The following is a 17,169-nucleotide window of genomic DNA, read 5'->3' on the forward strand; positions in this document are numbered from 1 at the left end:
CAGCAAATGAGATTTGTTATGTTAAACTCAATCTAACAAGAAAATCATAATGCCCACCTTCGTAAATCATTTCACATTTTAAACCAGCTTCAGCGGCATACGTTTCCAGCTTAGTATAATCGATATAAAGCCAATCAAATTTCAGGCTTTTTTGGTTTTTATATTCCAGATAGAATTGGACTTCACCATAATAACTTTCACTTGCAGGAATGTCAATTTCTCCTTCTTCATCTTCAAACATATAGACTAGATCTGAGGAGTCAATTAGAACCTGACCATTGGGAGTGAGTAACGATTTTAGATGTGTTAGAAACGCCGGTAGTTTGCTGAGTGTTCCGCAAATACCTATACCATTCATTAAGGCAATAATGGTGTCAAATTTTTCATTTTTTAATTGCCACAAATCTTGATGAAACACATTCTTTAAGCCTCTTAATTTACAGACTTCAATCGCACCAATTGAAATATCTATGGCCTTGACATCGAGCTTGTTTTGCTCAAGGTAGATGGAATGACTGCCGGCACCGCAACCGAGGTCTAATATTTTCCCTTTCGAAAGCCTTAATGCCATTTGTTCCAGAGTAGGCATCTCTTTGTAGCTTCTAAACAAATGCGCCAAAGGAAGCTCATCTTTACCAGCAATTGACGAGAAGGTCAATAGTTTAACTTTCTTACCATGATAATAGTCTAGAATAGCCTTCCCATAAATATCGTCGATATTGTTTTCTGACATCGGTTTTTTATTCTTTCATCAAATCTTTAAATCTCTCATTATCTTTAAGGCCTTCCAATACATTTTCATGTAAATTCACTTCTTTTATATCAATCCCTGAAGCTAATAATTTCTCAAGATAGTCCAAGGATTTATCTTTTTCGCCGATTGCGAGTGAATATTGTATCTGCCTATAATATGGCAGGGGATAAGTAGGGTAAACCAAGATGCATATATCATAACAAAGCATCCTTTGTTGTATTGTGGTTAAAGTGCTGTCATATCTCGCTGTTTCAATAGCATGAGCAAATATTTTATATAACAATCGCTTGTACATTTTTGATTCTTGCAGATCATCCGAGACTTCTTTTTTCTTTAATTTGTTGATTCTGTTCTCCCACCAGTTCAAGGAATAATTTTTCTTCTCCAGGTCTTTATCGAATTGCAACCAAAATTCATCAGTCAAAGCCTCTTCTGCACTTAATAAGTCTTGGTTCTTTTTATGCTGGCTTTTAAATTGCCTGGATTCCCTCAGCGATTGGTATTTTTTTTCAATGCTGTCGAGATGATAATGCCTTCCAAAATTTTTGAGAATTCTTTGATAGGCTTCTGCAGCTGAGATGAGTTGCTTGTTGTTTTGTTGCGCGATGGCATGCTTGTAAAATTTAGCGTAAATTCTTCGAAGCACTGTACTGTCTTTTTCTATCAGTTGATTTTTATAAGCTTCTAACTGTAACCAATCGTAAGCTAAAAGAATTTGATCTTGATCTGGCCATCGGTGATTGATGTCATAAGTGAAAAGTTCGAAGGAGATTGGCGTTTTTTTGAGGTAGGTCTCGGTGAATTGTAACTCATGATAGTTCATATCTTCGTCTCCCATAATACTGACGTATGAAAATTTTTGAGTAGAAGGCAATGCGCGTGATTTCAGATTGAATCCTGCTCCGCACGATACAACTCCTTGGATTTTATCACTCTGCACTGCTAATGTTGACGCTAGGCGTCCACCACCTGAAAAACCAGCTGTATAAACTCTTTTCTGATCAATTTGAAGCGTTGAAAAAGCCTTTGAAAACAAGTTGTTGGCCACTGCAAAATTAAGTTCATACGGGCCGTTTTTTGAATCATTGGAACATATGAGTATATACCCGTATTGCTCAGCTGCACTGATAAAGGGTTGGATCCCTATTTTTCCCCTGCCCATAGGCTCAAAAATAAAAATAGCGGGTGAGGCATTCTCAGGCTCATATTGATTTGGTAAATAAAGGGAGAAACTTTCACCCGGGTTTTTGTCTACCCATACCGTATCGATTACGACACCTTTTTCCAATCCATTATGCTGAGCGTTCAGGCTCAAATGAATAAGCAGTAAATAAACGAAAACGAATAGTTTCAAAACACGTTGATTTGAACCTTCAAGTTATTCATTTTTATAATTATCAATTGTTAAATCAATCCTAATTAATAAGTCATTTCAATAGGGTGAATTCTATCGCAGAAGATGAATATACAGTATGGGTCTGGGTTTTAAAATCACTCTCTTTGGCCTTAAATATATTGGGAACAAAGGTTTGAGGATTTAAATCAATCAATGGAAACCAAGTACTTTGCACTTGCACTTGTAATTTATGACCCTTTTTAAAGGTGTGAAAAACGTCTTGTAATTTGATATTCACCTTTGTTTTTTCACCTGGCGTAAATGGTTCAGGACTAATAAAGCTATTTCTAAATTTACCCCTCATCACTTCGCTTCGAACCATTAAATGGTAGTTACTCATTTTAAGATGACCTTGTAAACCTTCATTGTTGTTTTTCATCTCGGCAGGATGCACGTCAATCACTTTGACAATCCAGTCAGCATCTGTACCAGTAGTGGATACAACTAATTTTGCAAGGATATCTCCTGCCATTGTTAAATCCTCTTCTAATACTTCCGTTTCAAAAACCAATACATCAGGTCTTCTGGCCGCAAATCTTTGGTCATCAGTCATGTATTTTCTTGGCGTGAATACTGTTTTAATATCTTCTGAATAAGGTACAGGTCTTTTAATATCGCTTATAAAAGAGATTTTTGTTTCAGCACTTTGCTCAGTCGACAAATTCTGGTCTGCACTTAAATAAAAATTTTGTTTTGATACATTTGAAGGAGGCCAGCTATCATAGGTTTTCCAGCTTTTTTTACCTGAATCATAAACATAAGCCTCAGGCAATCCTGAATTGTGGTCGCCGTTATTTTTTAGAAAATGTTCAAAAAAATGCGTTTCTATGTTTTGCTGGAAAAAGTCTGAAATCGAATCACCAAAATAATAGTTTCCTACTGTATTTTGAGTCTTATTTCTAGCCCAGGCACCATGATCCCATGGTCCAAAAACCATTGTATTATAATTATCAGGATTATTCGCTTCAATAGTTTTGTAAGTTTCCAAAGGCCCGTAAAGGTCTTCGGCATCAAACCAACCTCCCACAACCATAGTCGCTACCGAAGGCTTGATATTCTTTAAATGCTGAATAATTCCTTTTTTCTGCCATACACTATCGTAATTGGGATGGTCAATTAGTTCCTGCCAAAAAAAGTCGTCGACGATGTCATCTTTTCTCAATCCAGGTTGGTCTATATTTTCATATTGAAAGTACTTATTCAAGTTGCTCAAAGGTCCGGCATCTAAAAAGAACTGGTATTGATCTTGCGTTTTTAGATCAGGTGTTTTATACCAGGCTGTGTCAGTAGGCTGGTCTTTTGGTGTCCCAAAAAGTGCAGTTGCTCTGAAATAACTCAATAAATAAGCCCCATTATGATGGAAATCATCAAAAAAGAAATCTCCGATACAAGCTTGTGGAGAAGCGGCTTTAAGTGCCGGGTGGGCATCAATTGTAGAGTAGGTTGAATAGAAGCCGGGATAGGAGATACCCCAGGTGCCAACATTGCCATTATTGTTATCTACATTATTAACAAGCCAATCGATTGTGTCAAAAGTGTCTGAGCTTTCATCTATGTCTTGATCTGTTTTTTTATTCGGGATATAGGCCCTCATATTGTCATAAGTTCCTTCACTCATCCACCTGCCTCTTACATCCTGGTAGACTACAATATAGCCATCTTCCATCATATATTTATTGGGTCCTACGGCTGCTGGATATTCATTTTCACCATAAGGTTTACAGCTATAAGGGGTCCTTTTCAAAACAATTGGATACGCTTTGGATTTGTCTTTTGGGGAGTAAATCGTAGTGTGCAAACTAATGCCATCTCGCATTTTTATGCTTACTTCTTTTTTGTCAAAATGATCCTTTACATAGGTGCTTTGAATCTTGAGTTCAGGATCTTCATTTTGATTGTTTTCTGTGCACGAAGTAAGGGCATAACTGCTAAGTGCCAAAAGCACTAGCATAGATAATAATCTTTTCATTGAGGTAGTAAATTAATTGGTAAATCTACAAATTAATATAAACTCTAAATTGGATTAACCGGATATTCCGATGATACAATAATTTTCATTACATATTACGTCGATATTGACCACCAACTTTGAACAAGGCTGTTGTTATCTGCCCTAAGGTACAAACCTTTGTTGCCTCCATGAGTTGTTCAAAAATATTTTCGTTATGTATGGCAGCTTCTCTTAATTTAGAAATTTCGGCTTCAGCATTATTTTTATTGGCCTTATGAAGGTTCTCGATGACACTAATTTGATATTGTTTTTCTTTTTCTGTGGCGCGAATAACTTCTTGAGGTAGCACAGTTGGCGAACCTTTACTATTTAAAAAAGTATTGACTCCAACGATTTCTATTTCACCATTGTGTTTGAGTTCTTCATAATAGAGGCTTTCCTCTTGAATTTTTGATCGTTGGTACATGGTTTCCATAGCACCTAATACACCACCTCTTTCAGTGATCTTATCAAATTCTAAATAAACAGCTTCTTCAACGAGATCCGTTAATTCTTCTGTTATAAAAGAACCTTGTAAGGGATTTTCATTTTTGGCTAAACCAAGTTCTTTATTGATGATCAATTGAATAGCCATAGCCCTTCTCACTGACTCTTCAGTTGGAGTTGTAATGGCTTCATCATACGCATTAGTATGAAGAGAATTACAATTGTCATAGATGGCATAAAGCGCCTGTAAGGTTGTTCTGATATCATTGAAATCTATCTCTTGAGCATGTAAAGATCTTCCGGAAGTCTGAATATGGTATTTTAACATCTGCGCCCTTTCATTCGCGCCGTATTTAAGCTTCATTGCTTTGGCCCAGATTCTTCTCGCAACGCGTCCAATTACCGCGTATTCCGGGTCTGTACCATTCGAAAAGAAAAAGGATAAATTAGGCCCAAATTTATTGATATCCATACCTCTGCTCAAGTAATATTCAACATAAGTAAAGCCATTGGATAAGGTGAATGCCAGTTGTGAAATAGGATTGGCTCCTGCCTCTGCAATATGATAACCTGAAATAGAAACCGAGTAAAAATTTCTGATGAGGTTGTCAGTGAAATATTGTTGAACATCCCCCATCATTTTTAGGGCAAATTCTGTAGAAAAAATACAGGTATTTTGTGCTTGATCTTCTTTAAGAATATCTGCTTGCACTGTACCCCGAACTTTTGAAAGCGTCTCTTTTTTAATCTTCGAATAAATGGCTTCAGGTAATACTTCATTTCCAGAAACACCAAGTAACATGAGTCCTAGCCCGTTATTGCCTTCAGGTAGTTCACCTTGGTAACGAGGTCTTTCTACTCCTTTTTCCTTATAAATAGTTTTGATTTTAGATTCCACCTCTTTTTCAAGCTTATTGGCCTGAATATATTTTTCGCATTCCTGGTCGACAGCAGTATTCATGAAGAAGCCCAATAACATCGGTGCGGGCCCATTGATGGTCATCGATACAGAAGTCAATGGATTGGTAAGCTCAAAGCCTGAATATAATTTTTTTGCATCATCCAGACAGCAAACAGATACACCTGCATTACCTATTTTTCCGTAGATATCAGGACGGTGATCCGGATCATGTCCATAAAGTGTTACAGAATCAAAAGCTGTGGAAAGTCTTTTTGCCGGGGCATTGAGACTTACATAATGAAATCTGCGATTCGTTCTTTCAGGCCCTCCTTCACCAGCAAACATTCTGGTAGGATCTTCCCCGGTTCTTTTAAAAGGATAAATCCCGGCAGTAAATGGAAATTCACCAGGAAGGTTTTCTTGTAGGATCCACAATAGCAGATCACCCCAGGCTTTGTATTTGGGTAAGGATATTTTAGGAATTTTTAGCTGAGAAAGAGAGGTGGCATGTGTTTTTATTTCAATGACCTTATCTCTGACTTTAAATTTAAAAATTTCATTTTTATAGGCTTGTTTTTTTTCTTCAAAACCAACTATATGCTCCCAGTTGTGGGCGGTAAGATTCATTTTGACCTTTGAAAATTCTTTGAGAAGAACTTCACTCAGTAGTGTGTTTTCATCTTCAGAGCTTGATTCATCCTTTATAATATTTAGTCCGCTGCTATCAACTTTTACTTTTGACCCTGTCAGGTTTTCAAGTGTAAGGTAAATACCATAAAGCCTTTGAGCAATGTCACTTTGTTCTTTACTCCAATTATCGTAATTCGTATTCATATCAGATATTTCTGATAGATATCGTACTCTTTTCGGTGGAATAATAAATTGTTTTTCACTTTGGTCAGCGCTTGATACCATAGAAGTATTAAAGTCATTCTCAGAAATAGTATCTAATTTATCGATGATGCTCTTATACAGATTATTGGTGCCAGGATCATTAAATTGAGAGGCTATTGTGCCAAATACGGGCATGTTTTCAACAGGTTCTTCCCAAAGGTGATGGTTTCTTTGGAATTGTTTTTTAACATCCCTTAGGGCGTCTAAGCCTCCTTTTTTATCAAATTTATTTAGGGAAATTAAATCAGCAAAATCAAGCATATCAATTTTTTCCAACTGAGTTGCTGCACCATATTCAGGAGTCATAACATATAATGACAAGTCAGAATGATCGAGGATCTCTGTATCAGATTGTCCAATCCCAGATGTTTCCAATACGATAAGATCGAATGAAGATGCCTTAAGAATATTAACAGCCTCGTTCACGTGTTTAGACAAGGCCAGATTAGATTGCCGTGTGGCAAGAGATCTCATATAAACCCTGTCATTATTAACTGAATTCATTCTTATTCTATCTCCTAAAAGGGCTCCTCCGGTTTTTCTTTTTGACGGATCAACAGAAATAATACCAATATTTTTCTTTGGAAAGTCGGTTAGAAATCTTCTAACCAGTTCATCTACCAATGAAGATTTTCCGGCGCCTCCGGTTCCTGTAATACCTAAAACCGGTGTTTTTTGATTGGTTTTAGCAATCATTTGAAACTTTTTATCAAAAGCTTCGGGTTGGTTTTCAGCCAAAGAGATTAATCGAGCTATGGCTGGACTCTCATTGTTTTGAAGTTTATCTCCAAGATTTCCATCCAGACCGGGCAGTTTTGATGGGTCAAAATCGCATTTTTGGATCATGTCATTGATCATTCCCTGTAGGCCCATTTTTCTACCATCATCAGGAGAGTAGATTCTTGTGATGCCATATTCCATCAAGGCTTCAATTTCTTTAGGCAAGATCACACCGCCGCCGCCGCCGAATATTCTAATATGACCACCTCCTTTTTCCTGCAGAAGGTCATACATGTATTTGAAGTATTCATTGTGACCTCCTTGATATGAAGTCATGGCAATAGCATTAGCATCTTCCTGTATAGCCGTGTTGACTACTTCATCCACACTTCTGTCATGCCCTAAATGAATTACCTCTACACCGGTAGATTGTATAATCCTACGCATGATATTAATGGCAGCATCGTGCCCGTCAAATAAGGAGGCTGCAGTAACAATACGAATTTTGTTTTGAGGGATATAGGGCTTAGCGATCTTCATAAATAGATGTAATTTCTAGTGTGCAAGTTACTGATTTTACAAAATAAACCTAAGACGAATACGAACCTAATTGAAAGGTTCTAAAAAAAGGAGGGCTTATATATAAAAGCTTAGTTGTTTCTCCAAAAATAAGGAGTAAATATTATCAATACTGTAAATAATTCAAGCCTTCCAAAAAGCATCAAAAGGGCTGACCACCACTTTCCAAATGGAGGCAAGCTGGCATAATTATTTACTGGGCTTAAGTCTCCAAAGGCCGGGCCTACATTCCCTAGGGAGGATGCCGCAGCGCCGACCGAAGTCATAAAGTCAATACCCATAAAACTAAACACCAAAGAGCCAATAGCAAATATGATCAAGTATAGAATGAAAAAGGCCATGATATTAAATACAATGCCTCGTGTAACAGGTTTGCCGCTATAACGAACCGGAACGATACCATTGGGATGTAAACTTCTTTTGAATTCAAGGAAGCCATTTTTTACCATAATGATATGACGCATGAATTTTACCCCACCAGCCGTAGATCCTGCAGAGGCTCCTAAAAACATCATGATAAAAAACATAACGCTTAAAAAAGGAGTCCAAATTGTAAAATCGGCTGATACAAAACCCGTTGTGGTAATCACAGCAAGAACCTGAAATAAGGCATGCCTAAAAGCGCTTTCAAACGGACCGAATATCTGCGGATGCGCGATGACTTGGATATCGGTAGGGTCAATAGATACACTGGCATAAAAATAAATAGCCAAAGTTACCATCACCGTAATTACGATGATACTTGCGAAATAATACCTAAACTCTTCGTTTTTTCGATATTTAGTAAAATCACCTTTGACAGCATAATAGCTTAGAACAAAATTCGTACCCGCTACGAACATAAAAAAGATAATAATATATTGTATTAAGGGCTGGTCATTCCAGTGTGCAACACTGGCATTTTTAGTAGAAAATCCTCCTGTTGACAGGGTACTCATGGCATGATTTATTGCATCGAAATAGCCCATTCCGGCAAATTTCAATAAAATAGCCTCGGTTAGTGTGAGCCCGAAATAAAGAAACCATAGTCTTTTTGCCGTATCGGTAATTCTCGGATGCAATTTATCAGCCGACGGCCCTGGTGCTTCAGCAGCAAACATCTGCATACCACCGATACCAAGTAATGGCAGAATTGCAATGGCGAGCACTATGATTCCCATGCCTCCTATCCAATGCGTTGTACTTCGCCAAAACAGAATGCTTTGAGGCATAATTTCAATGTTGTTCATAATAGATGCCCCGGTAGTTGTATATCCAGACATGGTTTCGAAAAAAGCATCGGTAAAGGAGGGAATTGCTCCGGTGAACATATAGGGTAAGGCCCCTGATAATGACATGGTAATCCAACCCAAAGTAACAACGAGATAACCTTCTCTTTTTTTTATTTTTTTCTCAAACCCTTTGGTAATAAAACGTAAAATAAGACCAATTATAACAGTGACGCCTCCTGCCAAAAGAATTCCCTTGATAGCCCCATCATCAAAATACCAGCTAACCAGGCCTGAAATGAGCATAAATCCTCCGTTGAACAGGAGAAGAATTCCCATGAGTTGAAGTATGATCTTAAAATTGAATTTTTTCATCTAGGATCAGTTAAAGAATCTCTCAACTTTTGAAATAGTTTTTGGGAAGCAGCAAACCACTACTTTATCATTTTCCTGAATCTGGAAATCTCCTAAAGGAATCATGCCTGTATTGTTTCTGATAATTCCGCCAATAATAGCATTTCTGGGAAACTTAAGATCCTTGATGCTTTTCTTGGTGATTTTAGAATTTTTAGGGGCATTGAATTCGAGAATTTCTACATTGACGTCATTTAGAATCGTCATTTCTAAAACATCGCCTTTTCTGATATATCTAAAGATACTGTTAGCAGCCAGAAGTTTTTTGTTGATGAGCGTATCGATTCCAATATTCTTACTTAAACTAAAATAATCGACGTTTTGAACAAGTGCAACGGTTCGATCTACTCCTTTTGATTTCGCTACAAGGCAAGACATGATATTGGTTTCTGACCTTCCCGTAACAGCTACCACAGCATCCATTTCTGAAACATTTTCTTCTTCAAGTAATTCTACGTCTCGGCCATCACCATATATTATTAAGGCATTGGGCAGGAGTTCTGCAAGTTCAATGGCTCGTTTCTTATTGTATTCAATTAGTTTTATGTTGAGATTTTTACCGCAAAGATCTCGAGCAGTTTTTTCTCCTATCTTACTTCCACCTAGAATTAATACGTTTTTGATCTGTTTCTTCTTAACAGCAGATAATTTGTTGAGTTCCTCAACTCCTTTTTCCAAAGTGATAAAATAAATCTGGTCACCTACACCAAAGACAGTATCTCCTCTCGGAATGATTGTTTCGGAGGTGTTTTTTCTTTTTAGGGCAACGGGCATAAAGTTGATGCCGGCGTAAATACTGGCCGCTTCCATCACTGATTTTCCAACAAAAGGAGCAGATTTTGAAATGGTCATGGCTACCATGGTGAGCTTGCCTTCTTCGAATTCGTGTGTTTCACTAAAAGTTACTTTTTCTAAGAGCAACTTGATTTCACTTGTGGCTAATTCTTCTGTAGAAATCAATTCATCAATTCCTAATTCCGAAAAGTCTATTGAATTTTTGCTATCCGTAAATTCGGAATTGCTAATTCTCGCGATTGTTTTTTTCGCTCCAAGTTTTTTAGAAATGACACAAGCGGTAATATTGGTTGTTTCTGAGGAGGTTACAGCTATAAAAAGGTCAGAATTTTCAATGTTCGCATCTTTTAATGCCTGAATAGAGGTAGCATCTTGCTGCAGGGTTTTTATGTCAAGTTTAGAATCAGCATAAAGCAGTCTGTCTTTGTCTTGGTCGATAAGAATGATCTCATGCGATTCGTAGGAAAGCAATTTCGACAAGTGAAATCCAACCTCTCCTGCCCCGGCAATAATTATTTTCATTTAAGATTTATTGATTGAACATTTTCAATAAAAAGAATAATCAGATTGGAATTCAAATTATTGAATATACAAATGTATTATATTTCTTTTATATCTGCGGGTTGATCTTCAGACTAAAATGACAATAAAGAATAAAAGAAATGATCATTAAAGATTGGAGTGAACAAGAACGGCCACGAGAGAAATTGTTTTTGAATGGACGATTGGCATTGTCTGACACCGAGCTTTTAGCCATATTGATTGGCTCAGGGAATCAAAAAGAAACTGCCTTATGCATATCGAGAAAAATATTGTCAAACACTGACTATAGTTTAAGCGACTTATCAAGGTTAAGCGTTCATAAACTCATGAAATTCAGAGGAATTGGCAAAGTAAAGGCTTTGACTATTATTGCAGCTCTTGAATTAGGTAGAAGGCAGCGAAACCAAAATGTTATTAAAGCATCCAAACTTAGTAGTTCGCAATCTGTCTTTGATTTGATGCAACCAATATTAGGCGATCTGGATCATGAAGAATTTTGGATTTTACTCTTGAATAACGCTAATAAATTGAAATACAAATGGCAGCTAAGTATTGGTGGTATTACAGCTACTCTTGTGGATGTAAGGCTTATTTATAAAAAAGCGCTTGAAATAGGAGCAACTAGCATTATTCTTTGCCATAACCATCCTTCTGGAAATTTAAAGCCCAGTCAATCGGATATGATGCTGACAAAAAAAATAATAAAGGGGGCTAATTTATTAGATGTCAAAATCTTAGACCATGTGATCATAACGGAGAAATCCTTCTTTAGTTTTGCCGATGAGGGCCGTTTATAAGATTTGTTTTTTAATTGATTCAATCTGAATTTCTCTTTTGTAAAAGAGATTTTATAATACGCTTTATATAGTTTACATTTGGTTAGACAAACGATCCAAACATGCTCTTAGTTTATACCCATAAGATAACGCCGAGGTTAACTTATACCTTCAGACATATATTTATTAGGATTCTTAATATTGAAGTAAATTTCACGAATAAGATAGAGGAATTTATCGGGCATGATGGGCCTAAATTTTCTTATACCAAGCAAGCTTTAGGCAGTGAGTTATTTGTAAAGAGCAATGATTTAATGTTTAATCAAGGTATCGATTATATCGATATTAACATGGTTAAATGGGGGGAGGCACCTTGTTTCTTTCAAACAAATGTTTCAGCAGAAGTGCCTTGTGATATTTTTGCAGCCAGCTTTTATTTGATAAGTCGTTATGAAGAATATTTACCTCATGTGAAAGATCAATACGAGCGATTTCCTGCGTCGGAGAGTCTTGCTTATCAGAATAAATTTCTGGATCAGCCGGTAATTGATATGTGGGCCTATAAGTTCAGGGATGTATTAATGCTTCATTTTGAGAACTACAGAGATGATCTGAAGAGTTCAAAAAGAAAATTCACTTATATCTCAACGATTGACATTGATAATGCTTACCAGTTTAAGCACAAAGGGTTTACAAGAAGCGTCGGTGGAATTTTTAAGGATTTGACCCAATTTAACATCCCCAATATCTGGTTGCGCTTTTTAGTCATCTTTAATATTCGAAGGGATCCTTTTGACATGTATAAGAAACTGTTGTTGATGAAAAAGAAATACGGTATCAATACGATATTTTTCTTTTTGCTTGGTGAATACAGTACATTCGATAAGAATATTTCACCTGGAAATACAAGCTATAAATTACTGATTAAGGATATTGCTGATTATGTGAAAGTTGGTATACATCCATCCTATTTCAGCATGAAGAATGAATTAAAGATCAAAAAGGAAAAAGAAATACTCGAGAGCATTGTTAATTTTCCTATTACAAGATCAAGGCAGCATTATTTAAGAATTGAAGTGCCAGAAACCTATCAGCATTTAGTAGATCTTGAAATAGCAGAGGAATATTCAATGGGCTATGCTTCTCATTACGGATTTAGAGCCAGTACATGTACCCCCTTTTATTTTTATGATCTGGATTTTGAAATTCAAACCCCATTAAAAGTTTTTCCTTTTGCAGTTATGGATGCTACCCTTAAGGATTATTTAAATTTCACACCTAAAAGAGCTTTTAATACGATGATGAAATTAGCCAAGGAGGTTCGAAAAGTGGATGGCACATTTATCACTATTTTTCATAACGAATCAGTGGGTGGATCTGGCAGATGGAGAGGCTGGGGCAGGGTCTATGAAAGTCTTCTTATAGAATTGAGTAAGGTTTTATGATCTTTCCTTGAAATCTTTAAGCTTCGTTTTGATAGAAGCATAATAATTTAGTTTATGATCAGGTACATTCCAGCTAAACGCATAGATAGAATCAAGTACGACCGCTGTATAGAGAAGTCACAAGCGAGCAGGATATATGCTTACAGTTGGTATCTGGACTGTACATGTGATCGATGGGATCTACTTATAGAAGGAGATTACGATTTTGTTATGCCACTTCCAATGAGGGTGAAATATGGTATTCCCTATATCTACATGCCATCATGGGTTCAGCAATTAGGATTGTTTTCAAATGACCTAATCGATGAAAATAGAATTAAGTCCTTTCTAAAAGCAATACCGAAAAAGATTCGCTGGATAGATTATCAATTCAATGCCGATAATAAGTTGCCTAACCTTACATCTGTTTTAAAGAGAAATTATTTACTCTCTCTTGATCAAAGTTTTGAAGAGATAAAGAAGCATTATAACACCAACCGGAAAAGAATAAGTAAAAATTGTTTCAAAGAGTATGTTATCGAAAAGAAAGGTAGTGCAGACATTTTTCTATCTCATTATAAAAAGTTGAATAAATCTTATGATGTCTTGGATCAGTCAATTGACAAGTTGAATTGCCTATGTCAAATAAGTAGTGGAAAGGTAAATGTTTGGAATGTCCTTAAGGATGGGGTTTTTATTGCCGGATTGATCTGGTTAAAAGATAAAAACCGAATAACTTATTTGGTTCCACTTGCGGATGATCAGGCAAAGAAATTACATATCCCAACTTATATTATCAATGAATTAATAAAAGATTATCAAACCCAGGAGCTTGTATTAGATTTTGAGGGTTCGATGGTGAGCGGTGTTGAAAAATTTTATCAAAGTTTTGGTGCAAAAGCTGAACACTACAGTTATTATAAAAAAAGAATATTCTAAGGATGCGTGAAAGTACAACCATTTGTTTTTTAGCTGACCGTCATGATCTTTACGATGACAGGATCTATTGGAAAATGGCTGTACCTTTAGTTAAAAGAGGATTTCAGGTTCATTATTTTCTTATAGGAAATACCAGTAAAAAGGGGACTACAGAGGAAGGAGTTCATTTTAAAATGTTTAAAATAAAATCCTTTTCGAGTAATAGGTTTTTGAATTTTGTTCTTAAAAGATTGAATCCTTATAATAATTACGCATTATTATTCAAAGAAGTAAAAGCTTTAAAAGCAGATATCTATCATTTTCATGATTTATGGATAAACAGGTTGGGGCCAAAACTTAAGAATCTTGCACATCAACCAGTTGTGTTTTATGATGCAAGGGAACCGTATGCTGATGATTATGTATCATATGTAAAAACATCATTTCCCTGGCTATTAAAAGCCTTTGCCTCCAGGCTTGATTCATGGGAAAAGCGGCAGGCAAGTCATTATGATTTAGTGATTGCCAATGAAGCTACAGTTCAAAGAAATTTTGCAAAAAAAATCGGAGAGAAAAGAGCTGTCGTTTTGTATAATTATTCAGATATGATTGAATATGCAAAAGATGTTGCCTCTAACGAAAAATACTATGATTTGATTTATTGCGGGGCCATTACAGAGCTGAGAGGTGCATTTGAAATGATCAAGGCGATAAAAAAGGTAAAAGAGCATCTTCCGAAAATCAAAGCACTATTTATCGGAAACTACTATCCTTCATCCCTAAAGGAACAGATGACTGACTTACTGATTAAGGAAGGTTTAATTGAAAATATAACACTACATGCTGCAGTTCCATATCGAGACGTTGCAGGATATTATAACAAAAGTAAAATTGGTTTGGTTTTATTGCAAAAGGTAAAAACCTTTGAAGTGAGTATGCCTATCAAGATATTTGAATATATGGCATTTGGATTACCTGTTATAGGAAGTGATTTTGGACATATGAAAGATTATATTCAAAAAGATGCTTGCGGAATTGCTGTGGCGCCAAATGATACTGAAGGGGTGGCCAAAGCCATAATTACGGTTCTTGAAGACGAAAAATTATTCATGAAATTTAGTCAAAACGGCAGGAGTGCTGCAAGATCAAAATATAGATGGGAACTGGAATTTGAAAAATTACTAGGTTATTATAAAACTGCTCTTGATGCAAGAAGATAAGGCATATAAGGTTTCTACATTTAGGAAGGATTTCCTATGGTACTTTATTGGATCCTTGGTTCCGATGCTTATAGGGTTTGTGAAGACACCCATTTTTACGAGACATTTTGATAAAGCATCTTATGGTGAATTGGGTCTTGTCAGTATTACCTTTGCATTTTTAGGAATGATACTCTTTTCATGGATAAGTTCATGCCTTTGGCGTTATTTTAGCAGGTATAAGGAGTCAGAAGAATTGCATATTCTTTATACAAATCTATTCGTTCTTTTTGGCGGCTCACTATTTGTTTTGGCGATTATTTCTTTGGGCTGGCATCAAAGTGTTCATGATGAAATGATAAAGGAATTAATTCTGTTTTCATTTTTGCAACTTGTATTCAATCAATTATTCCTTGGATACATGGTCGTGATTCGCTTAACAGGAAGATCTGGGTTTTATACAATTTTTCACGGACTTAAATCTATACTAGGTCTTGGCCTGGCTTTACTACTCGTTTTTTACTATGATCAAGGAATTATTGCCTTGGTGAGCAGTTTGGCCATTATTGATATCATATCTGTAGCCATTTTAGCAGTGTCAAATCCGGCAAAATTTGAGTTAGATCTCCATAAAATAAACAGGCCTGTCATAAGTCAATTACTGTCATATGGAAGCGTTGGACTGATATTAAACCTAAGCCTACTCAGTATAACTTATAGTGATCGTTATATTATTGCTTTATACCATGATTTAGAGGAGGTTGGTATTTATGATCAGGTCGCTAAAATTTCTCAACTATCTATCATGGCGCTAAGCACCGTTTATTTTAATACCATTAACCCTACATTACTCAGACGGCTTGAATCTGATTTTAAAGGCGCTTTGGTAGCTATGCAGCGTTATATGTTTCCATTTGTTTTACTGGGCATTCCCGTGGTGTTTTATTTAGCATTATTTTCAAAGGATCTGGCGAGCATATTGCTGGGTGAAGCATTCAGAGGGGGCTATGTAATGATGCCTTATATATTTTTAGCAACTTTTATTCATGGCTTCTCTAACTTCTTCGAGCTGCGATTAAAATTCTCTGATCAATTAAAGAAATTAGGAATGATTGCTGTATCAACTGCCTTGCTGAATATCTCATTAAATTTTATTCTGGTCAATAGGTTTGGATATCAATGGGCGGCCTATACAACGCTAATATCTTATATGTTTATGCTTACTCTTTTATATATCAATGACAAACCGCTTTTGAGTATTTCAAAGGAAAAACGACAGGTGTTTTATAAAATAGTGGCTCTTTTGAGTTGTCAGTTTTTGGTGTATTTCGCAATCGCTAATCAAACAAAGTTTCAATTGGGTTTTCGATTAAGCCTCGGACTTGTATTTTTGTTGACGTATTTTCTTATTTTTAGAAAATCAATTTTAAACATCAACTTAGCTTCAAACTAAATCCTCATGCATATAAAACATATTTTTTTCGATCTGGACCATACCTTATGGGATTTCGAGGCAAATTCAAAAAAGACATTTTCTTATATCTTTGATAAGAATGGATTGGAAATAAAATTCAATGATTTTATAGAGGTGTACCAACCTATAAATCATCGCTACTGGAAGCTATTTAGAGAGGATAAAGTGACTAAATCTCAATTGCGCTATGGTAGGCTAAAAGAAGCTTTTCAGGCCATTGATTTTAAGTCAGATGATGAGCTGATTCATTTACTTTCGGAAGAGTATATTACTTATTTGGCAAATCATAATGCCTTGTTTGAAAATGCCATCCCGGTGTTGGAATATTTGCAACCTAAATATAAGATGCATATTATCACTAACGGTTTTGAGGAAGTACAGCACAGAAAACTTAAAAACTCTAATCTATTGCCATTTTTTGATGAAATAATTACTTCAGAAAAGGTGGGCGTTAAAAAACCGAACCCAAGAATATTTGAATATGCTCTAGATATTACGGGTGCAGTGAATGGAGAAAGTGTTATGATAGGAGATAATTTTGAAGCTGATATTTTAGGAGCAAAGAATATGGGAATGCAGGTTATTTTTTGCAAGTTTAACGGTGAAAGTGCTACAGAAGAGGTTTCTTCTGTTGAGAATCTTCTTGAATTAAAAAATTTTCTGTAAAATTCCTAATTAAGCCAAGTAAGAAAATAAATGTATATTTATCACTTGTTGTGAATAAGAATACTAGATTT

General features: G+C 35.9%; 12 protein-coding genes. 6 read left to right on the plus strand and 6 right to left on the minus strand.

Annotated elements, in window-relative coordinates; all coding sequences use genetic code 11:
* Positions 1–16 precede the first annotated feature (16 nt).
* The 6 genes from QWY87_RS05610 to trkA form a co-directional block, all read right to left on the minus strand.
* Positions 17–733: a class I SAM-dependent methyltransferase gene (locus QWY87_RS05610; protein WP_290289289.1), complete on the minus strand. Its 717-nt coding sequence runs from the start codon at positions 731–733 to the stop codon at positions 17–19.
* Positions 734–740: 7 nt separating this feature from the next.
* Entirely contained in the window at positions 741–2,108 is a 1,368-nt protein-coding gene (locus QWY87_RS05615; protein WP_290289293.1) for an alpha/beta hydrolase, read from the minus strand.
* A gap of 73 nt (positions 2,109–2,181) precedes the next feature.
* Positions 2,182–4,119, minus strand: coding sequence for a CocE/NonD family hydrolase (locus tag QWY87_RS05620; RefSeq protein ID WP_290289295.1), 1,938 nt, complete (start codon positions 4,117–4,119; stop codon positions 2,182–2,184).
* 88 nt (positions 4,120–4,207) lie between these two features.
* Positions 4,208–7,642, minus strand: a complete 3,435-nt coding sequence (locus QWY87_RS05625; protein ID WP_290289296.1) for a methylmalonyl-CoA mutase family protein — start codon at positions 7,640–7,642, stop codon at positions 4,208–4,210.
* Positions 7,643–7,752: 110 nt separating this feature from the next.
* Positions 7,753–9,264, minus strand: coding sequence for a TrkH family potassium uptake protein (locus tag QWY87_RS05630; protein ID WP_290289299.1), 1,512 nt, complete (start codon positions 9,262–9,264; stop codon positions 7,753–7,755).
* Between the two features lie 6 nt (positions 9,265–9,270).
* Positions 9,271–10,620, minus strand: a complete 1,350-nt coding sequence (trkA, locus tag QWY87_RS05635) for a Trk system potassium transporter TrkA (protein WP_290289302.1) — start codon at positions 10,618–10,620, stop codon at positions 9,271–9,273.
* 140 nt (positions 10,621–10,760) lie between these two features.
* Between trkA and radC the strand changes: the two genes are divergently transcribed.
* From radC to QWY87_RS05665, 6 genes are all read left to right on the plus strand, one after another.
* The gene (gene radC, locus QWY87_RS05640; RefSeq protein ID WP_290289305.1) at positions 10,761–11,438 is read left to right on the plus strand and encodes a RadC family protein; all 678 of its coding nucleotides are present in this window, start codon (positions 10,761–10,763) and stop codon (positions 11,436–11,438) included.
* Positions 11,439–11,539: 101 nt separating this feature from the next.
* Positions 11,540–12,862: a polysaccharide deacetylase family protein gene (locus tag QWY87_RS05645; RefSeq protein ID WP_290289307.1), complete on the plus strand. Its 1,323-nt coding sequence runs from the start codon at positions 11,540–11,542 to the stop codon at positions 12,860–12,862.
* A 54-nt stretch (positions 12,863–12,916) separates the two neighbouring features.
* Positions 12,917–13,780 (plus strand): GNAT family N-acetyltransferase, encoded by an 864-nt coding sequence (locus tag QWY87_RS05650; RefSeq protein WP_290289309.1) that lies wholly within the window; start codon positions 12,917–12,919, stop codon positions 13,778–13,780.
* A gap of 2 nt (positions 13,781–13,782) precedes the next feature.
* Positions 13,783–14,979: a glycosyltransferase family 4 protein gene (locus QWY87_RS05655; RefSeq protein WP_290289312.1), complete on the plus strand. Its 1,197-nt coding sequence runs from the start codon at positions 13,783–13,785 to the stop codon at positions 14,977–14,979.
* Positions 14,966–16,411, plus strand: coding sequence for a lipopolysaccharide biosynthesis protein (locus QWY87_RS05660; RefSeq protein WP_290289316.1), 1,446 nt, complete (start codon positions 14,966–14,968; stop codon positions 16,409–16,411). The genes QWY87_RS05655 and QWY87_RS05660 overlap by 14 nt, the downstream gene beginning before the upstream one ends.
* Positions 16,412–16,417: 6 nt before the next feature.
* Positions 16,418–17,098: a YjjG family noncanonical pyrimidine nucleotidase gene (locus QWY87_RS05665; RefSeq protein WP_290289319.1), complete on the plus strand. Its 681-nt coding sequence runs from the start codon at positions 16,418–16,420 to the stop codon at positions 17,096–17,098.
* Positions 17,099–17,169: the final 71 nt, after the last annotated feature.

The organism is Lutimonas halocynthiae, from assembly GCF_030409835.1.
Taxonomy (GTDB): domain Bacteria; phylum Bacteroidota; class Bacteroidia; order Flavobacteriales; family Flavobacteriaceae; genus Lutimonas; species Lutimonas halocynthiae.